Source organism: Mesorhizobium ciceri WSM4083 (assembly GCF_000519305.1).
GTDB lineage: Bacteria > Pseudomonadota > Alphaproteobacteria > Rhizobiales > Rhizobiaceae > Mesorhizobium > Mesorhizobium ciceri_B.
Map to the genome: position 1 here is coordinate 32,593 of NZ_JAFG01000011.1, position 20,302 is coordinate 52,894.

10 protein-coding genes are annotated in these 20,302 nt (G+C 63.1%); 8 read left to right on the top strand and 2 right to left on the bottom strand.

Translation table 11 applies throughout. The annotated features are described in order from the left end of the window. Positions 1–99 precede the first annotated feature (99 nt). From MESCI2_RS0121190 to MESCI2_RS0121215, 6 genes are all read left to right on the top strand, one after another. Positions 100–8,682 carry a GH36-type glycosyl hydrolase domain-containing protein gene (locus tag MESCI2_RS0121190; RefSeq protein WP_027038329.1) on the top strand — a complete coding sequence of 2,861 codons (8,583 nt, stop codon included), beginning with the start codon at positions 100–102 and terminating at the stop codon, positions 8,680–8,682. A 512-nt stretch (positions 8,683–9,194) separates the two neighbouring features. After that, a complete protein-coding gene (locus MESCI2_RS0121195; RefSeq protein WP_027038330.1) occupies positions 9,195–10,976 on the top strand; it encodes a glucan ABC transporter ATP-binding protein/ permease in 1,782 nt (593 codons plus the stop codon). A gap of 166 nt (positions 10,977–11,142) precedes the next feature. After that, on the top strand, positions 11,143–12,225 hold the full coding sequence (locus tag MESCI2_RS0121200; RefSeq protein WP_027038331.1) for a transposase: 1,083 nt from the start codon (positions 11,143–11,145) through the stop codon (positions 12,223–12,225). Between the two features lie 264 nt (positions 12,226–12,489). Then, positions 12,490–13,251 carry a heme ABC transporter permease gene (locus tag MESCI2_RS0121205; protein ID WP_027038332.1) on the top strand — a complete coding sequence of 254 codons (762 nt, stop codon included), beginning with the start codon at positions 12,490–12,492 and terminating at the stop codon, positions 13,249–13,251. A 189-nt stretch (positions 13,252–13,440) separates the two neighbouring features. Further along, positions 13,441–14,124: an outer membrane protein gene (locus MESCI2_RS0121210; protein WP_027038333.1), complete on the top strand. Its 684-nt coding sequence runs from the start codon at positions 13,441–13,443 to the stop codon at positions 14,122–14,124. Positions 14,125–14,206: 82 nt separating this feature from the next. Further along, positions 14,207–15,796 carry a tetratricopeptide repeat-containing sulfotransferase family protein gene (locus MESCI2_RS0121215; protein WP_245270409.1) on the top strand — a complete coding sequence of 530 codons (1,590 nt, stop codon included), beginning with the start codon at positions 14,207–14,209 and terminating at the stop codon, positions 15,794–15,796. Between the two features lie 33 nt (positions 15,797–15,829). On the opposite strand, the gene MESCI2_RS0121220 is transcribed toward MESCI2_RS0121215, so the two are convergent. Next, positions 15,830–16,888, bottom strand: coding sequence for a D-TA family PLP-dependent enzyme (locus MESCI2_RS0121220; RefSeq protein ID WP_027038335.1), 1,059 nt, complete (start codon positions 16,886–16,888; stop codon positions 15,830–15,832). 190 nt (positions 16,889–17,078) lie between these two features. Between MESCI2_RS0121220 and MESCI2_RS0121225 the strand changes: the two genes are divergently transcribed. Both MESCI2_RS0121225 and MESCI2_RS1000000137060 read left to right on the top strand, forming a co-directional pair. Then, positions 17,079–17,765, top strand: coding sequence for a D-lyxose/D-mannose family sugar isomerase (locus MESCI2_RS0121225; RefSeq protein ID WP_027038336.1), 687 nt, complete (start codon positions 17,079–17,081; stop codon positions 17,763–17,765). 252 nt (positions 17,766–18,017) lie between these two features. After that, positions 18,018–18,239: a hypothetical protein gene (locus MESCI2_RS1000000137060; RefSeq protein WP_027038337.1), complete on the top strand. Its 222-nt coding sequence runs from the start codon at positions 18,018–18,020 to the stop codon at positions 18,237–18,239. 202 nt (positions 18,240–18,441) lie between these two features. Here MESCI2_RS1000000137060 and MESCI2_RS0121235 read toward each other — a convergent pair whose 3' ends face one another. Further along, the gene (locus tag MESCI2_RS0121235; RefSeq protein WP_027038338.1) at positions 18,442–20,121 is read right to left on the bottom strand and encodes a hypothetical protein; all 1,680 of its coding nucleotides are present in this window, start codon (positions 20,119–20,121) and stop codon (positions 18,442–18,444) included. Positions 20,122–20,302 lie beyond the last annotated feature (181 nt).

Below are 20,302 nucleotides of genomic sequence, written 5' to 3' on the forward strand. Positions count from 1 at the left end.
TTCGGCAAGTGGGGTTTATGCAACCAATTGCATTTGAACCGGTTTTAGGGCCATTGCCGTGGCGGTGACGCCGCTCAGTGCCCGCTTACGGAATTTTCAATGAATATTCAGACGAATCCTGCCCAAATCGAGAAGACAAGCGCGAGCTTCCCGGCCATCACCGAAGAGCCGATCCGCTCCAATTACCTGCCCGAAGAGCGCCTTCGGCTGCTCGGTGAAAGCCTGGCAAAAGGCGACCTCACGGATCTGTTCGGCCTGACGCCCTTCGATTTTCAGGCCCGTATCCGGGACAGCGCCAAGAAGATTTTGGAAGTCTACCGGTCGACCAATGCGGCGCAGGCGAGGGGCGAGACGATCACGCCGGCGGCACAATGGCTGCTCGACAACAATTACCTGGTCGAAGAGACCATTTTCCAGGTCAAGCGCGATCTGCCGCGCCGCTTCTATCGCCAGTTGCCGACGTTGAAACTGCCTGACGGCGGCAGCGTGCCGCGCGCGCTGGCGCTGGCGTGGACCTATGTCGCGCATTCGGACAGTTCCGTTTCGGCGACGATGTTCAAGTCCATCGTCCAGGGTTTTCAGTCGGTCGAGCCGCTGAAGATTGGCGAGCTCTGGGCGCTGCCTTCGCTGTTGCGCTTCGTCCTGATCGAAAATCTGCGTCGGCTGGCCGTCAGGGTCAATCGCACCCGCCAGATGCGTCAGATCGCCAACGATGTGGCCGACAAGGTCTTGGCCACCGACGACAGCGCTGACCGGCAGTCGATCCTGTCCAATTTCAGCGCCCACGCGCAGGACACCACCTTCGCGACCCAGCTGCTCTATCGCCTGCGCGATGGCTCGCAGAATGCCGGCAAGGCTCTGGAATGGCTGGAAGGCGAGCTCGAAAAGACCGGCTCTGATGCCGAGGAAATCATCATTTCCGAACATCACACGCTGTCCAGCGGCAATGTGACGACGGGCAACATCATTCGCGGCCTGCGCCTCATCAACGACGTCGACTGGACGGTGTGGTTCGAAGGCGTCAGCCGCATCGACACCGTGCTGCGCGAGCGCACCGATTTCGCCGCGCTCGACTTCTTCTCGCGCGACCAGTACCGGACCGCGATCGAGGAATTGGCGCGCCGTTCGAACCTTTCGGAATATCGCGTCGCCGAGAAGGCCATCGAGCTGGCCGGCCACGCCGCCAGCGATGGCGACGGCGACGCCGTTTTAACCGGATCCGCTCACACCGATGTCGGCTTCTTTCTCGTCGGCCCGCGCCGGCTGGAGCTCGAGAAGGCGATCGGCTATCGCCCGACCATCAGCCAGACGGCCAAGCGTGCCTTCCGCAAGACCGGGTGGCTCGGCATCGTCGTACCGGTGTTTGCGCTGACGGCCCTGCTTCTCGTCCTCTCCGGCAACGCGCTTGCCAATCTCGGCCTGTCGGTGCCCTCGATCGTCCTCATGCTGGCGCTTTTTGCCGTGCCGGCCAGCGAGGGCGCGCTCGCCTTCTTCAACACGGTCGTATCGCTGTTCCTGAAACCGACGCGTCTTGTCGGTTATGATTACCGGCACGGCGTGCCGCCCGAGGCGCGCACGCTGGTGGTGGTGCCGTCGCTGATCGGCTCGCGCGACGATGTCGAGGAAAACATCCGCAACATCGAGGTGCATCATCTCGCCAACACGGCCGATGAAATCCATTTCGCGCTGCTGTCGGACTGGCCGGACTCGAAGACCGAGATCGATGCTGCCGACACCGAAATCCTCGAATTCGCGCGTGCCGAGATAGCTCGTCTCAACGCCCGCTATCCTTCCGAAGGCGCGCCGCGTTTCTACATCCTGCACCGGCGCCGGCTGTTCAATGCGGCGCAAGGGTCCTGGATGGGCTGGGAGCGCAAGCGCGGCAAGCTGCATGAGCTCGACCTTCTGCTGCGCGGCGACAGCGACACCACGTTCCTGCCGCTCGACGTGCCGCTGCCGGAGAACGTCGTCCATGTGATGACGCTCGATGCCGACACGCGCACCACCCGTGACGCGGTCGCCACTCTCGTCGGCAAGCTTTGCCACCCGCTCAACCGGCCGCATTTCGACGCCAGCAAGCGCGTCGTCACGGCCGGCTACGCGATCCTGCAGCCGCGCATCACCGCGTCGCTGACATCAGGCGACGATGCGTCGTTCTTCCAGCGGGTCTTTTCGGCCAATCGCGGCCTCGACCCTTATGTCTTTGCCGTGTCCGATCTCTACCAGGACGTCTTCGGCGACGGGTCCTTCACCGGCAAGGGCCTCTATCATGTCGACGCCTTCGAGGCGGCCCTGCAGGGCCGCATCGAGGAAAACACCATCCTCAGCCACGATCTGCTGGAAGGCGCGCTGGCGCGCGCGGCGCTGATCACCGACGTCGAACTGGTTGAGGACTATCCGACCCGCTACTCGGTCGACGCCTCGCGCCACCATCGCTGGGCGCGCGGCGACTGGCAGTTGCTCGGCTTCATGCTCGATCCGCGCTCCGGCGTGCCGGCGCTGTCGCGCTGGAAGATGATCGACAATCTGCGCCGCTCGCTGACGCCGATCTTCTGGGTGATGGCGGCGATCGCCGGCTGGACGCTGCTGCCCTTCACGCAGGCCGCGCAATGGCAGGCCCTGCTGATCCTCAGCCTGTTCATGGCGCCGACATTCGACATCGTCAACGCCATCCTGCCCAAGAGCGGCGACCAGACGCCACGCGGCCATTTCTCGGCCCTGGCGCGCGACGTCGCCTTCGGCACCGCCATGGTGGCGCTGAAGATCGTGCTGATGGCGCACAATGCCTGGATGATGGGCGATGCCATCGTGCGCACCCTCTACCGGCTGTTCGTCAGCCGCCAGAACCTTTTGGAATGGCGCACCGCCTCGCAGGCGCACAAGGCGGGCGACAACGATGTCGGGTCGTATTACGGCATGATGTATGGCGCCGTGATCATCGGCTTCGTCGGCCTTGCCATTCCGGTGCTGGCCGATTCGACCGGCGCCTTTGTTGCCTTCTTCTTCGCCCTGTTCTGGATTGGCTCGCCCGCCATCGCCAGCTGGATCAGCCGTTCGGCTGAAACCGAGGATCGCCTGCGCATATCGCAGGCTGATATCCATACGTTGCGCACGGTGGCGCGGCGCACATGGCACTATTTCGAAAGCTTCGTGACGGCAGAGCATCACCATCTGCCGCCGGACAATTTCCAGGAAAGCCCGGCGCCGGTGGTGGCGCCACGCACTTCGCCAACCAATATCGGCGTCTACCTGCTGTCCGTCGTTTCCGCCCGCGACTTCGGCTGGATCAGCCTGTCCGACGCCATCACCCGCATCGACGCCACCATGGCCACGATCGAGGGCATGCCACGTGAGCGCGGTCACCTCTTCAACTGGTATGACACGACGACGCTGAAGCCGCTTTATCCGCTCTACATCTCGGCTGTCGACAGCGGCAACCTCGCCGGTCATCTGGTGGCGGTAGCGGCAGCTTGCGCCGAATGGGCGGAGGCGCCCTCCGTCCATCTCCAGGGCGATTTCGAAGGCATTCTCGACACCGTCACCATCCTCAGCGAAAGCCTTGATGATCTGCCCGATGATCGTCGCCAGCTGCGCCCCTTGCGCCAGCGCCTAGCCGACCGCCTCGACGGCATGCGGCGCGCTGTCGACACCATCAAGGCGCAGCCCGAAATGGCGTCGATCCGCACCATCAACCTGGCTGTGCTGGCCGGCGAAATCCGCAAATTGGCCACCGCCATCCATACGGAGGCGGTGTCGCCCCAGAGCGACGTCATCGTTGACTGGGCGGCAAGGCTGGAAGCCACCTGCGAAGCGCACGTCCATGACGCGCACAGCGACGACAATGCCGTCGAGGCGCTGCGTGCCAAGCTGCTCACCTTGCGCGAGCGCACGCGCCGTTACGCCTTCGAGATGGATTTCTCCTTCCTGATGCGGCCGGAGCGCAAGCTGTTGTCGATCGGCTACCGGGTCGAGGAGCACCAGCTCGACGAAAGCTGCTACGACCTTCTGGCTTCCGAAGCGCGGCTGACCAGCCTGTTCGCCATCGCCAAGGGCGACCTGCCGACCGAGCACTGGTTCCGGCTTGGCCGGCCGATCGTCGAAATCGGTTTCCAGGGCGCCCTGATGTCCTGGTCCGGCTCGATGTTCGAATATCTGATGCCGCCGCTGGTGATGAAGGAGCCGCAGGGCTCGATCCTCAACCAGACCAGCAAGCTGATCATCAAGCGCCAGATTCAGTATGGCCGCCAGAAGAACGTGCCGTGGGGCATCTCGGAGGCCGCCTACAATGCGCGCGACCGCGAACTGACCTACCAATATACCAATTTCGGCGTTCCAGGCCTCGGGCTGAAGCGCGGCCTTGGCCAGAACACGGTGATCGCGCCTTACGCCACCATACTGGCGGCCCAGTTCAATCCGCGTGAAGCCGTGCTGAATCTCGCCCGATTGCGGGAGATCGGGGCGCTCGGCCGCCACGGCTACTACGATGCCGTCGACTTCACGCCGCAGCGCGTGCCGGAAGGCACCGATCATGTCGTCGTCCAGAACTACATGGCCCACCATTCGGGCATGTCGATCGCGGCGGTTGCCGACGCCATCTTCGAAGGCCGCATGCGCGACCGCTTCCACAGCGATCCGGTCATCGAATCGGCCGAACTCTTGCTGCAGGAGAGGGCGCCGCGCGACATCCCGACCGCGACCGTCAGGACCGAGGCCGACGAACGCTCCAAGGACGAGACCGAAGTCGACAGCCCCGACACCCGCATCGTGCTCAATCCGCTGCAGTCGCTGCGGTCGACCAACGTCATGTCGAACGGCCGCTATTCGGTGATGGTCACCGCGACCGGCTCGGGCTACAGCCGCTGGGGCGATCTCTCCGTCACCCGCTGGCAGCCGGATCCGACCGAGGACCGGCTCGGCTCCTACATCTTCCTGCGTGACGCAGGCTCAGGTGACTGGTGGTCGGCTACAGCCGAACCGAAGCGCGCGGCCGAGGAAAAGGCGCAGACCTTGTTCTCCGACGACAAGGCGAGCTTCGTCAAATCGGTGGGCACGTTGCGCTCCGAGGTCGAATGCATCGTCATCTCGGAAGGCAATGGCGAGGGCCGTCGGGTCACGCTCTACAATGACGGTCCGTCCGACCGTCACATCGAAGTGACCTCCTTTGCCGAGCTGGTACTCGGCCTGGAGGCGTCCGACAACGCGCATCCGGCCTTCTCGAAGATGTTCGTGGAAACCGAAATCTCTGCCAACAACGCGGCGATCTTCGCCACGCGGCGCAAGCGCGAGACCAGCGAGCCCGATATCGCCATGGTGCATTTCGTCACCGATCCATCCGGATCGGCGCGCGATGCCGAGGCCGAGACCGACAGGCGCGCCTTCATCGGCCGTGGCCGTACCATCGTCGACGCCGCCGCTTTCGACCCGGGCGCCAGGCTGGGCGGCCACTCAGGCTTTACACTTGATCCCGTCGCCTCGCTGCGCCGCCAGGTGCGCGTGCCGGCCAACAAGAAGATATCGCTGACCTTCTGGACGGTTGTCGGCGCCGGCCGTGCCGAACTGGACGAAGCGATCGCCCGCCTCGACCATCCGGAGAGCTTTGCCCGCCAGGCCATGCTTGCCTGGACGCGCAGCCAGGTGCAGACCCGCCATATGGGCCTCAGCCTGACCGATGCCGCCAATGTGCAGAAGCTGGCGCGCTATCTGATCTATCCGGATCCGTTCCTGCGTCTTCCCGCTGAATCCATCGCCACGGGGCTGGGCAAGCAGTCGAGCCTGTGGCCGACAAGCATTTCCGGCGATTTCCCGATCTTCCTGGTCAGGATCGGCGACGTCGCCGATCTCGAAATCGTTGCCCAGGCGCTGCGTTTCCAGGAATATATGCGCACCCGCGGCATGATGATCGACTTCGTCGTCGTCAACGAGCAGGCGTCCTCCTATGTCCAGGACCTGCAGCGGGCGGTCGAGACGCTGTGCGAAAACAGCCGCCTGCGCGGCAAGGAGCTCGGACCTCGCCAGCACATATTCGCGGTGCGCCGCGATCTCATGGACGAAACCACCTACAAGACGCTGCTCGCTGTCGCCCGGGTGGTCCTGCACACGCGCAACGGCACCATCTTCGACCAGATCGAGCGCGCCGAGGCGGCGGCTCTGCAGGCGCGGGACGCCCTGGCAGCATTGCCGATCCCGCGTGAATTGCCGTCGCCGACACCCACGACGCATACTCCTGCCTCACAGGCGGTGGCCAATGTCAGCGCCGATGGAAGCGGGCTCAGCCAGTGGAACGGCTTTGGCGGTTTCGACGGCGACGGAAGGCACTATGTCGTGCGCCTGGCCGGCCGGCGCACGACGCCGCAACCTTGGATCAACGTCGTCTCCAACGCCTCGTTCGGCTTCCACACCTCCGCCGAGGGCGCAGCCTTCACCTGGAGCCGAAACAGCCGCGACTACCAGTTGACGCCGTGGTCGAATGATCCGGTCTCGAACCGGCCGGGCGAGGGCCTCTATATCTACGATCAGGCGAGCGGCAAGGCATTCTCGCCGCTCGCCGCCATGGTGCGCGATCCCTCGATGACCTACGAGGCCTGGCATGGCCAGGGTTTCTCGACCTTCCGCTCGAAGCGCGGACCATTGTCGATGGACCTCACCCATGTCGTCGATCCGGTCGATTCCCTGAAGATCTCGCGGCTGCGCATCCAGAATTCCGGCTCGGTGCCGGCGCGGCTGCGTGTCTATGCCTATGCCGAATGGGTGCTCGGCGGGCACCGGTCGCGCACTGCGGCAACCATCGTTCCGTCGCGGGACGCGGCAACCGGTGCGCTGCTGGCACAAAACCCCTATGGGCTGGATTTCGGCGAACGGGTTGCGTTCCTCGCGGCCGACGGCGGCGTTCATTCGGTGACGACAGACCGGACGGAGTTCCTGGGCCGGCATGGCTCCAGCGAGCTGCCGCAGGCGGTGCTGAGTGGTGCGGCGCTGTCTGGCCGTGTCGAGGCCGGTGACGATCCGTGCGCGGCGATTGCCCGCGATGTCGAGATTCCGGCTGGCGGCGACGTGACGCTGCTCTGGCTGCTCGGCGACGCCGAGTCCGCCGAGGAGGCTAGCGCGCTGGTGCAGGAGCACCGGGTCAAGGATTTCGACCAGCGATTGGCCGACAATGAGCGCGAATGGCGCGGCTTCCTCGACACCATCCAGGTCGAGACGCCTGACAAGGCGCTCGATGCCATGGTCAATCACTGGCTGCCCTATCAGAGCCTGGCCTGCCGCATCCGTGCCCGCTCGGCCTTCTATCAGGCCAGCGGTGCCTTCGGCTTCCGCGACCAACTGCAGGATACGCTGGCATTGCTGGCGCATGACCCGCAGCTGGCGCGCGACCAGATCCTCAATGCGGCGCGGCGGCAGTTCCCCGAAGGCGACGTGCAACACTGGTGGCTGCCGCGCACGGGTGCTGGCGTGCGCACGCTGATCTCCGACGACGTGGTCTGGCTTGCCCACGCCACGGCGCGCTATTTGCTGGTCACCGGCGATGCCACCATCCTCAAGGAGCAATTGGCCTTCATCGATGGACAGCCGCTCGGCGAGGGCGAGCACGATGCCTTCTTCACCCCGGAAATCTCGAAGAAGACAGCGTCGCTCTACGACCACTGCGCGCGTGCGCTCGATCTCGCCATCAAGCGCAGCAGCCCCGCGGGCCTGCCGCTGATCCTGGGCGGCGACTGGAACGACGGCATGAACCGCGTTGGCGAGCACGGCAAGGGCGAGAGCGTCTGGCTCGGCTGGTTCCTGCTGAAGACGCTGGGCGATTTCGCCCCCGTCGCCAAGGCCGAGGGCGACGCCAAGCGAGCACAGGCCTGGGCAAAGCATGCCGATGTTCTGAAGCGGGCGCTTGAGAGCACCGCATGGGACGGCGAATGGTACCGGCGCGGCAGTTTCGACGACGGCACCCCTTTGGGGTCTCGCAACTCGCAGGAGTGCAAGATCGACTCGATCGCCCAGTCCTGGAGCGTGCTTTCGGGAGAGGGCGATCCGGCACGGTCGACGACCGCGATGGAGCAAGCAACGAAGCTGCTCGTCGACGACAAGCTGAAGATCGTCAAGCTGTTCACGCCGCCCTTCTCGAAGACGGAGAAGGACCCGGGTTATATCAAGAGCTATCCGCCCGGTGTGCGCGAGAATGGCGGCCAGTACACCCATGCCGCCACATGGTTCGTCATCGCGCTTGCCGAGATGGGACAGGTCGACGAGGCCTATCGCTGTTTCTCGATGCTGAACCCCGTCAACCATGCGACCGACGAGGCCACGGCCGAGCACTATCGTGTCGAGCCCTATGTCGTGGCGGCCGATATCTATGCCGGGGACGACAGCGCCGGCAACAGCAAGGGCGGCCGAGGCGGCTGGACCTGGTACACCGGCTCTGCCGGCTGGCTCTACAGGGCTGCGGTCGAAGGCATTCTGGGCATCGAACGGCGCGGCAAGCGTGTCCAGTTCAAGCCGAAGCTGCCGAGCCACTGGGATGGGTACTCGGCAAATCTCAAAATGCTGGGGGCGGAACTCAAGGTTCGCGTCATCCGCGACAATAAGGCCAAGGCCGTGTCGCTGGAGGTGAATGGGGCAAAGACCAAGGGTTCGGCAGTCGAACTGAAGGACGGCGAAGTTGCCGAGGTTGTCATCAGGATCCCGGCCTGAGGACTGTTGCCCAAAAAGCAGGCGCTCGGGGCTGAGGTCCGGGGCGCGACTTTTGTCACCGCGGCGGTATGAGAGACCCCATCCCGCATGGCATTTGCCTCTGCCGATTGAAGGGCATGTCGCCGAGAAATCCATGAAATCAAAGGCTTGAGGCGCGCCCTATGGGCCGCCACGGGCAGTGAGGGTTTGGCCACCCTTCGCCCGGAGGGGCATCCTGCAGCTTTGTTTCGCTCTATACTTCACGAAAGGCGATTTCGGCCTTGGTCATCCGCCGGACATTGTTGCTGATTAAAATTGTGGCAGCACGTGCCAACTGCCATGATTTCGCCGCATGCCTGACATTTTACCTGTCTTCTCAAACCGTTAGGTGATCACGGCAGATTTCGGAACGTCGCCATCTTTTGTTCGCTCTAAGGGAACTGAAGGGGTACACGGCCATTGTTTTGCGACGTATCAACCGGTACGAATAAAATGATGCAGTGCACAATAAACAGCGTGGCGGAGTAACTGGGGTGACCCTTCTGCAAATCTACTGGCGAGCACTCGGTTATCTGGCCGCGGACAGGAAACGCGTTGCGTTGATCTGTTCGGCCAACGTGGCTCTCGCCATCGTAGCGCTTCTCGAGCCGATCATGTTCGGTCGCGTCATCGGCGCCATCTCCGAGCGTGGCTCTGTCTTCACCACGCTGGTCATGTGGGCCGGTCTCGGCGCCTTCAACATCGTTGCCTTCGTCATGGTGGCGCGCGGCGCCGACCGCTTTGCCCACGCGCGGCGCAGCGAAGTGCTTTGCGAGTCCTTCGAGCGGGTGATCACCATGCCGCTCGCCTGGCACCATCAGCACGGCACCTCCAATGCGCTGCACACGATGCTGCGCGCCGTCGAAACCCTGTTCAGCCTTTGGCTCGAATTCATGCGCCAGCATCTGTCGACGGCTGTCGCCCTCGTGCTGCTGGTTCCGACCGCGATCAGCATGGACCTGCGCATGTCGCTGGTGCTGCTTGGCCTCGGGCTGCTCTATGTCGGCATCGGCCGGATGGTCATGCGCCGCACCAAGGCGGGCCAGGCCGCGGTCGAGCGTCACTACCACAAGGTGTTCGCGCATGTGACCGACTCGGTCAGCAACGTTGCGGTGCTGCAGAGCTACAATCGCCTCGGCCACGAGGCCGATACGCTGCGCCGCTACGTCAAGAACCTGCTCGACGCGCAGAACCCTGTCCTCGACTGGTGGGCGCTGGCCAATGCCTTGCACCGTCTGTCCTCGGCAATCTCGATGCTGATCGTGTTGTCGATCGGCTCCTATCTCGTCACTCATGGTCAGTTGGGTGTCGGCGACGTCATTGCCTTCACCGGTTTTGCCACGATGCTGATCGCTCGCCTCGACCAGATGTCGGCTTTCGCCAACCAGATTTCCGAGGCCCGTGCCAAGCTCGAGGATTTCTACCATCTCGAGGACTCCGCGGCTGATGCCGCCGAGCCGGACGGCCTGCGCGATCTTGCCAACGTCACCGGCCATGTCCGCTTCGAGAATGTCGGCTTCGAATTCGCCAATTCCGGCCAAGGCATCGACGACGTGTCCTTCGAGGTGCAGGCGGGCCAGACCGTCGCCATCGTGGGCCCGACGGGCGCCGGCAAGACCACGCTCATCAACCTGCTGCAGCGTGTCTTCTCGCCGTCCCATGGCCGTATCCTGATCGACGGTATCGACACCCGCACCGTGACCCGCAAATCGGTGCGCCATTCGATCGCCACCGTGTTCCAGGATGCCGGCCTGCTCAACCGCTCGATCGAGGACAACATCCGTGTTGGCCGCGCCGATGCAAGCAATGACGAAATCCATGCCGCCGCCAATGCGGCTGCCGCACAGGACTTCATCCTGTCCAAGAGCAATGGCTACGACACGGTGGTTGGCGAACGTGGCGGGCAGCTCTCGGGCGGCGAACGTCAGCGCATCGCCATTGCCCGCGCCGTGCTGAAGGACGCACCGATCCTGGTGCTCGACGAGGCGACCAGCGCGCTCGACGTCGAGACCGAGGACCGCGTCAAGGAAGCGATTGACGAACTGCGCCGCGACCGCACCACCTTCATCATCGCCCACCGCCTGACCACCGTTCGCGACGCCGATCTGGTCGTGTTCATGGACAAGGGCAGGGTGGTCGAGATGGGCGGCTTCACCGAGCTGTCGCTGCGCAATGGCCGCTTTGCCAGCCTGCTACGCGCCGGCGGCCTGCTCAACGACGAGGAGGTTCGCCGCCTCAGCCGCACCGTACAGCAACAGCAGGAAGCAGCCGCCTGAGCTTCTTTCTCCGACCTCCCCCTTGTGGGAGGTCGGACCGTAGGTCCGGGTGGGTACAGGCGCTGCCGTCGCTCCCCACCCCGCTGCTTCGCAGCGACCCTCCCCACAAGGCATATGCGCTAAGATAGGCGTTGCCGTGGCAAATCGGTTGTGATTCTACGCTGCGATGACACACGAATCGCTTGTAGATGACGGCTGGGCCGAGACGATTGAGCTCCTCGGCGGTGAAGAGTTGATTGCAGGGAGTGGCCGCAAGACGAAGGCGTTTCTGCGGCCGCGGGGCGTCAGGTCGGCGACTGATCTGTTGCGCCTGACACCGGCTTACTGCCTTGGCAAGGTTGGCATGCGGGGCGTCGTGGCCTGGGCGGCGGCAAGCGGGATCGCCGACATCTCGGACGTGGCGTTGCTCGGCCGGCTGCGTAATGCAGGGCCGTGGCTGCAGCAGTTGATCTGGCATCTTTTGAAGCGCGAGGAGGAAGGGTTGGCCAAGGGCCGGCTGATCCGCATCCTCGATGCGACATCGGTTGCCAAAGCCGGTGTGCATGAGAAGAAGAACAATGGCCTTTGGCGTATGCACTGCGCCTTCGATCTTGAGCGCGAGCAGTTCGATTTCCTCGAGATCACCGACCAGAGCGAGGCCGAATTGATCGACCGCGTGCCGGTGGTGCCGGGCGAGATCCGCATCGGCGACCGCGCCTATCTGCAGGCCGAGCGGATCGCAAAGGTCATGGCGCAAGACGGCGACGTTGTCGTGCGCGCGCCGTGGAAGAATGTGCGATGGCTCGACGCCAGCGGCAAGGTGTTCGATCTCATCGGCCACCTGAAGAGCTGCCGGGAGGAGGTCATCGAAACGCCTGTCTGGCTGGGCCTCAAGAAGGGCGAGCCCCTGAAGATGCGCCTGATCGCCTTGCGCAAATCCGAGGCCGCGACACAAGAAGCGCGGCGCAAAATCAACAAGGAAGCCAAGGCCAAGGGCAAGCAGGTTCAACCAGAGACGCTGATTGCCGCCGGCTTTGTCATCCTTGTGACCTCGCTTGACCAGGAGGAGTTTCCCTCCGGCACAGTTCTCAAGCTCTATCGCATGCGCTGGCGCATCGAACTCGCTTTCAAGCGCCTGAAGAGCCTGATCGGACTGCGCGCGCCTCCCGCCAAAGACCCAAGGATCGCAAGGCCCTGGATTCTTGCCCACTTCCTCATCGCGCTTGTGACCGAACCCCTTTCGCAGGAGTTGGGTGTCTCTCCCCCTTGAGCGACGGGCGCCCGCTGCTGTGGCGCGCCACCCGCCAGATCGTCGCCTCTCTGATCGCAGCGATCTTTGCTCAGCCTCCCTTGGCAACTCTGCGCCAAAATCTCCATGCCTTGCGACATCGATGGCGTGAGCCACCACGAAAGCGCAAATTTCAGTCCATGCCGAAACTATCTTAGCGCATATGCCCCACAAGGGGAGGGTAAGTAGCCCTGCGACACCACCGCTCGATTGCCCCGAACGCCGCGGCGGTTTATGTAGAACCACATGAGCGACACGACTTCACGCCTGACCGGCTGGATGGATCTTGCCAACCCGACGCGCTTCGTCGGGCTGGCGGACAGGGTCGTGCCATGGCTGGCCACGATCGCCACACTGATCCTCGCCGTCGGGCTCTATATGAGCTTCGCCGCGCCTGAGGATTTCCAGCAAGGCCTCACCGTTCGCATCATGTACATCCACGTGCCTTTCGCCTGGCTCGCCATGATGTGCTACACGCTGATGGCGATCTCGGCGCTCGGCACACTGGTCTGGCGGCATCCGCTGGCCGATGTCGCGCTGAAATCAGCCGCACCCATCGGCGCCGTCTTCACCGCGCTGGCGCTGATCACCGGTTCGATCTGGGGCAAGCCGATGTGGGGCACCTGGTGGGTCTGGGATGCGCGCCTGACCTCGGTGTTCGTGCTGTTCCTGATGTATCTCGGCATCATCGCGCTGACCCGCGCACTCGACGATGCCAGCCGCGCCGCCTGGGCCGCCGCCATCATCACGCTGGTCGGCTTCATCAACATCCCAATCATCAAATTCTCGGTCGACTGGTGGAACACGCTGCACCAGCCGGCCTCGGTGTTCCGCATGGGCGGCTCGACCATCGACCCAAGCCTGCTATGGCCGCTGCTGGTGATGGCGCTCGGCTTCACCGTGCTGTTCTTCGCGCTGCACCTGATGGCGATGCGCACCGAAATCCGCCGCCGCAGGGTGATTGCCATGCGCAGGGTTGCGGCACGGCAGGCAGAGAGACGCGATTAGGTTTCCCCCTCTCGCCGCTCGAATTGCGACCAGCAGCAACCTTACTCCTGCTTTCGCCCAAACAATGCTGCTGTGTTGCTGTATAGCAACGAGGTGTCCCAAAAGGCCGCCTCGACTTCGTCCGTCCGTTGACATCTTCCCCTGAGCCGAGCGAAGTGCCAGTCACTGTTATCGAGCGGGGATTCGACGATGAAACTGAGTTTACTGGCTGGGGTATCGATACTCGCATTGGGGCTTGGCTGGAGTTCGGCGCACGCCGCCGATGCTGTCGTCGACGCCCCGAGGGCGGAAGATCTCTGGTATGTCACACTGTTTGGTGGCGCCAGTTTCCCCAATGATGTGAAGACGGACTACGATGGTTCTCGGTATTCAGTCGATCTTAATACTGGCTTCGTGATCGGCGGTGCTGTCGGTCGGCGCATCAACGATGTGTTTCGTGTCGAAGGCGAATTGTCCTACGCGCGCTACAAAGCAAGTTCGTTTAGCGGCAGTTACGACGGTGTTGTCTTCAACTCAGGCGATGCGGCCGGCAATTTGTCAGCGACCTATCTGCTCGCCAATGTCTGGGCCGACGTTGCGCATTTTGGCGATGCCAAGCTCTATGTCGGCGGCGGTATCGGCGCAGCTTATGTTACCGCCGATACCCATTTTGACGGTGACGACTTTGGATATGGGCCTGGCGGCTGGGGTTTCGCCGGCCAGTTGGGGACCGGTGTCACCTATGCGGTGACGCAGAATGTCGACCTCGATTTCGGCTATCGCTTCAAGGCCGTCTCCAACGTCGATCTGGACGACAATGACGGCAGCAATACCTACAAGGATGCCAAATTGTACTCCCACAATCTGCAGTTTGGCGTTATCTACAAGTTCTGATTTGACCGGCCTGTCACAAGCCGCGACCGGGATTTGACGGATGCCGCTCTTGCCACGCCGGCAGCCCTTGGGTCTGCCGGCAATGATCCCAGCCTCTCTTCCGACCGCCGGTGAACCGGCGGAAAAGACATTGCAGCGCGGCATCGACCTACAACGGCGCAAGCGTTTTCGCGAGGCCGAGTTCTGCTACCAGACGGTTCTTCGCACGCAGCCGAAAAATGCCATGGCGCTGAACCTGATGGGCACTCTGGCCATCGAGGCCGAGCATCATGACGCCGCCATTGCCTATATGGAAAGGGCGGTCAAGCTCGAACCGGGCAACGCCATCTTCCGCAACAATCTCGGCAACGCCTACAATGTCACCGGCGACATCGAGCGCGCCCGCAAACATCTAAAGAAGGCGATCGCGCTTGACGGACGGCTCATCGAAGCTTTGTGCAATCTCGGCCGGTCCTACCGCAGCCAGCTCGAGGGCGACGTCGCCGAAGGTTTCTATCGCCGGGCGCTGGCGGTCGACAGCCAATCGCTGACGGCCCTTGCCGGTATGGGCGATCTGCTCACCGACATCGGCCGACAGGCCGAGGCGGTCGAATGTTTTGGCCGCGCGCTTGCCATCGACCCGAGCCATGTCGAGGCGCTGGCCGGAATGGCGCTGGCGCGCCGGGCGGTCAAGGACGATCCGGCGCTGCCTTTGATACGGGCTCGCCTGGAATTGCCCATGACGACCGATCGCGAGCGGGTGGTGCTGCACCACGCCGCCGGCAAAATGCTCAACGATCAGCGCGAGTATCGCCTGGCCATCCGCCATTTCGCGCAGGCCAAGGCAATTTCCGGCAATGATTTCGACATTGACCGGCACACCCAGCTTTACGACAGCTTCATCGACACTTTCGATGCCGACTTCTTCGCGGCGCGGCCGAAATTGGGAAATCCGTCGAGACGCCCGGTCTTCATCGTCGGCATGCCACGGTCGGGAACAACACTGACCGAGCAGATATGCGCCAGTCATCGCGATATCTATGGCGCGGGCGAACTGCCGACCATTCGCTCGTTGGCCGGTGAACTCGGGTTCGACAAACTCGATCCTGCTGTCTTCACCAAGGCCATGGCGGCGCTCACTCCGGCCAAGGCGAAAGAGCTCGGCTCGAAATATCTAGACGATCTCAACAAGCGCAACGGCAAGGCGCGGCTGGTCGTCGACAAGATGCCGCATAATTTCGAGATGCTGGCCTTCATCAGCCTCATCTTGCCAAATGCCCGCATCATCCATTGCCGGCGCGACCCGATGGACAATTGCACGTCCTGCTTCATGCATAATTTTTCCGAAGCACATGGCTACAATGCCGATCTGACCAAGCTGGGGCAGTATTACCGGCAATATGACCGCTTGATGCGCCATTGGGCCAAGGTCGTCCCGCTTGATATCCACGACATGCCCTACGAAGAAACGGTGGCCGATTTTGAGCATCGCGCGCGTGGATTGATCGGGTTCCTCGGGGTCGAATGGGACGATGCCTGCCTCCGTTTCCACGAAACCGAGCGCACGGTGCGGACGCCGAGCCGCTGGCAGGTGCGCCAGCCGATCTATTCGTCCTCGGTCGAGCGCTGGAAACTGTACGGCGACGCCCTCGATCCATTGAAAACCGCGCTGGGTCCAGTTCTTCAACGCTGAGTGCATCTGGCGTTCAGTTCGGGCGCGTCGGTCTCACCCCATCCTTCCCCGCGCCGCCACCGGCAGCGTTTCCAGCACCTTGTCGCCGTCGACCAGATTGACCTCGTTGAACAAATTGGTGACGACGCAGCAATGGTCGGGCACGACACGCACGCGCTCGCCGATGCGCAGCTTGCCGTCGCCCGAAAGCGTGACGGTGCCGTGCTCCTCGCTCAGGCCCGTCACCCGCGCTCCCGACACGCCGAGCAACTCGCCGAAATCGGCGAGACCCAGCGTGTCGCTGGACAGCGCCTTGCTGCCGGCATCGAGGATAGCGCGCGTCGCTGTGGGATGGCTGACCACCGTCGACAGCACCGTCAGCGCACAGTCGTCGAGGCCGCCGACGCCTTTGGCGACCTGATAGCGGTCGAGATAGATGTAGGTGCCTGGACGATACTCCGTGACAACAGATGTATCGCTGGAGCGCCACATATCCGGGGTGCCGCCGCTGGAGATGCGTTCGCAGGCGAGGCCTGACGCGGCCAGTGCCTGCTTGGCCCCGGCGAGCCAGGCTTCGGCCTCCGCTGCCCGCCCGGCGGCCGGGTAGGTCATCAGTCCGCCGAAGGCGAGGCCACCGGCTCTGTCGATCTGTCTTGCCAGCGCAACCGCTTCATCAGCCGTCTGCACGCCGCAGCGGCCCATGCCGGTGTCGCATTCGACCAGCACCGGCAGACGATGGCCGGCATCGGTGAAGGTGGTTGCCAGCCCTTCGAGCGTCTCCATGCTGTCCGCTGTCACCGACAGGGTGACGCGCCCGTGCAGCGCCAGAAGCCGTTCCAGCTTGGCCCGCCCAAGGATGTTGTAGGGAAGAAAAATATCGGTCAGCCCGGCATCGGCCATCACCTCGGCCTCGCCGATCTTCTGGCAGGTGATGCCGACGGCGCCGGCCGCCACCTGCTTCTTTGCCCAGTAGGGCAATTTGTGCGTCTTGATATGCGGCCTGAGCTTCAGCCCGTTCTTGTCGGCATGCGCCTGGGCGCGGGCAATGTTGGCTTCCGCGCGCGCGGCGTCGATCAGGATGGACGGCGTATCGAGATCGTGGACGGTCGGCATCATCTTTCACCCCATGAGGAATCCGCGGGTTTTATGGCCCTGAAAATCCGTGATGTCACGCGGCCAGGCAAGCGGATCTGTGGTCCATACGCCCTGCGCAATGCCGGGCAGGGCGGCGAGATGGATCGACACCGCATCGACGTTCGGCTATGCGATTTGCCAGACAAATCGATACGAAGGGATCATGATCATGAAGCGCTCCGCCATCAACGACATCATCCGCGAAGCCGACGCTTTCATCCGCTCGTTCGGCTACATCATGCCGCCCTTCGCCTATTGGTCGCCGCAGGAGGCGAAGGCGCGCCAAGTCGACTCGTCGGCGGTGTTTAGCTCGCGGCTCGGCTGGGACATCACCGATTACGGGCAAGAGAAATTCAGGGAACTCGGCCTGTTCCTGTTCACCGTTCGCAACGGCCGCTACGAGGACATGAAGAAGGGCATGGGCATGCTCTATGCCGAGAAGATCATGATCTCGCGCAAGGACCAGCTGTCGCCGATGCACCGCCACAACATCAAGGCCGAGGACATCATCAACCGTGGCGGCGGCAAGCTGGTGCTGGAACTGTTCATGCATGACCGCGACGGCGGCATCGATCCCAAGGCCGAGGTTTCGGTGCCGGTCGACGGAACCATCCACAGGCTGCCCGCGGGCGGGCTCCTGAAGCTCGACCCGGGCCAGAGCGTCACGCTGCTGCCCGGCGTCTGGCATGCTTTCTGGGCCGAGGGCAAGGACGTGCTGATCGGCGAGGTCTCGACCGTCAATGACGATCTCACCGACAATGTGTTTCGCGAACCGATCGGGCGTTTTTCCAACATCGACGAAGACGTTGCCCCGGTCCATCTGCTGGTGTCCGACTACGAGAAGTGGCTGGGGTAAGGGGCGCCGCCCCACGCCCTCGGTGACGCCAGTCACACGGTCGAAAGCCCGGACTTCTGGCTCCCGATCGAGGCGGGGTACGTCACAAGCACTTTGCCGGGTTGATTAGGGGTCCGCCTTCATCCAGATGGATGGCGACTCTCGTCAGCGCATGTGTTGGCTTCAAGCCGAAGCGCGGAGACCGGAGCGACAATGGGCGAGGGTCCCATTGGGCGTCTGTCTCCATAGGCTCGGTGACCGAGGAGAGCCAAGATGCAATTTCCTGCCCAGAAGAACAAAAGATCGGCTCAACCTGCCGAGGATGAGCGCCAGGCACGGCTTGAGAAAACAGCTAGGCTCAAGCAGCTTCGGTCCTATGCTTCCTGGCTTTCGTCTGACCCAAATGCCCAACTTCACGATGAGATCGACTGCTCCGTGCTGATCGAGGAAGGCGTGGAACGACGCGGCATGGAGCCTTGGCTGATCGGCAGGTGACACGACCGGGTGGCGCGGTTTCCACCACCAACGGCGATCTGGCCGACAATTTGTTTGGCTAAAGCAGTTCACCGTTTCACGGAAACGGCGACCCGCTCTAACTCCTTGTTTTGACGCAATTCCGGACGGAACACCGTTTCACACTTTTCCTGGAATTGCTCTAGCCGATCGGCCGCAACAGTGGCGGCAGGCTGACTTCGCGTCAGTGACAGCAGCCTTGCTGCGCGCTCGTCCTGCACAGGCAGGACGAGGTGATCGGCACGTCCGCCTTGGCCAGCGCTGCGGCAAGGCTTGTCTGCAATGTCGGCAATTCATCAGTCTCGCCGCGCCGTTTCAGGCATTCCACCAGCCCGTGCAGTGCCCAGACATTGTTCGGATGCTGGGCGCAGCGCTGCACCGTGCCGCTCAGGCCCAGATCGTCGCGATAGACCTGCTCGGCCTCTTGCGCATGGCCCTGGTCGAGAAGCAGCGCCGCCAGCGCATGGCGCGGCGGGTGCATCCAGGCCCACGGCTCGGTGTAGGACAAATTGTCGTCAAGCTCGACCGCCTGCCGCAAATGGCTATACGCCTCCTCATGCCGGCCCTGGTGGTACGCCAGCTCGCCGTCGAGCAGGGCGGCACCGACAGCCAGTGAGGCTTGCGTCGGATTGCTGAGGAAGCGCCGCTCGGGCGCAATGCCTTTCAGATGCCGATGGAACGCTTCGCGCTCACGCTCGGCTTCAGCAAATTGCCCAAGCGTCGCATGCGCCACACCCTTGGCGTAGTGCTGCATGGCCGCCGTCAGCACATAGAGGCCTGGCTCCGCGGTCGCCGGTTCGTCGATGATCTCCCGCCAGCGGCCGAAGCGCACCTGCACATGCGATTTCATCGCATGGTAGCCTTCCACCGTCTGCGTGAGCTTGGGCCGGCCGGGGATGGCGACCACGTCGCGCGCGACCAGGCTGCGCACCCTGTCGGCGGCCCACAGTGCAGGCTGGTACTGGCCCGACAACATGCAGGTGAACATCATCAGGTGCAGATCGTGGCAGCAGCCGAGCAGATAGTAGGTCGGCTCATCGGCATAGGCGAGATAGAGGTCGTTGGCGCGCACCGCCTTTTCGCTGGCACGTCTGGCTTTCTCATACTCGCCGCACAGCACATAGATGTGCCCCGGCATGTGGTTCATATGCCCGGCATCAGGACACATTTCGCCGAGCAGATCCGCTGACCGCATGCCGCGCTCCGGCATGGTGGACATTTCCAGCAGATGGATGTGCAGGTGGACGATCGCCGGATGTTGTGCTGCGCTGGCCTCACCGGCAAGCCGGATCGACCGCTCGCAGACGTCGAGCGCCTCGACGACATCGGAATTCGGCGCCGGCGCGCCGGTCTTGAGGTTCCACAGCCGCCGCACCGTGCGCATCATCAGCGCTTCGACCAGCAGTGCCATCACATCATGGTCGTCGGGAAAGTCCCTGTACACAAGCCGCATCGCGGCGGCATAGGCGTCATCCCACCGTTGGAATTCGTCCGGGCTCACCCGGTACGGCTTCTGGAAGCGGGCGGCCAGCGCCTCGATCAGCCGCTTCTCGATCTCGTTGGCGGAAGCCGCATTGGCCCGGGCCAGCTGGACATGCGCGAAGCAGCGCTTGGTCGCGCTGTCGGCCTCGGCCTCGCCATGTTCCTTCCAGGTCAGATTGTAGAAAGGTCCGGCGGCATAGGCGATGCCCCAATGGATCATCGGACATTCAGGATCTGTTTCGAGCGCCTTCTCAAAACACTTGATGCCTTCCTCATGGTTGAAGCCATAGCACCAGTTGAGGCCGATATCGAACCAACGCTGGGTTTCTGTCGAGCGAGTGGAGATGGGGCGGCGGTAGATGCCGAGGTCGAAGCGGTCCATGTCTTCCATTCAAAGTCTTGTCGACCGCGAGCCAAGCGGTACCAGATTCCTTCGCCATCAATGTGTGCCGAAATCCGTATCCATGGCAAACGCCACGAGTGCCATCGCCATTGTTTGAGACGGTAAGGCTGGCGTTCCCTGACAAGAAAAGCCGCCCGGCTTGTATCAGCGCGGGCGGCTT

What these genes read in the sequence shown, in the direction of transcription:
- MESCI2_RS0121235 (WP_027038338.1), bottom strand. Translation starts at nt 20,121, where the DNA reads ATGGACCGCTTCGACCTCGGCATCTACCGCCGCCCCATCTCCACTCGC.
- MESCI2_RS0121200 (WP_027038331.1), top strand. Translation starts at nt 11,143, where the DNA reads ATGACACACGAATCGCTTGTAGATGACGGCTGGGCCGAGACGATTGAG.
- MESCI2_RS0121215 (WP_245270409.1), top strand. Translation starts at nt 14,207, where the DNA reads ATGATCCCAGCCTCTCTTCCGACCGCCGGTGAACCGGCGGAAAAGACA.
- MESCI2_RS0121205 (WP_027038332.1), top strand. Translation starts at nt 12,490, where the DNA reads ATGAGCGACACGACTTCACGCCTGACCGGCTGGATGGATCTTGCCAAC.
- MESCI2_RS0121225 (WP_027038336.1), top strand. Translation starts at nt 17,079, where the DNA reads ATGAAGCGCTCCGCCATCAACGACATCATCCGCGAAGCCGACGCTTTC.
- MESCI2_RS0121190 (WP_027038329.1), top strand. Translation starts at nt 100, where the DNA reads ATGAATATTCAGACGAATCCTGCCCAAATCGAGAAGACAAGCGCGAGC.
- MESCI2_RS0121220 (WP_027038335.1), bottom strand. Translation starts at nt 16,888, where the DNA reads ATGCCGACCGTCCACGATCTCGATACGCCGTCCATCCTGATCGACGCC.
- MESCI2_RS0121210 (WP_027038333.1), top strand. Translation starts at nt 13,441, where the DNA reads ATGAAACTGAGTTTACTGGCTGGGGTATCGATACTCGCATTGGGGCTT.
- MESCI2_RS1000000137060 (WP_027038337.1), top strand. Translation starts at nt 18,018, where the DNA reads ATGCAATTTCCTGCCCAGAAGAACAAAAGATCGGCTCAACCTGCCGAG.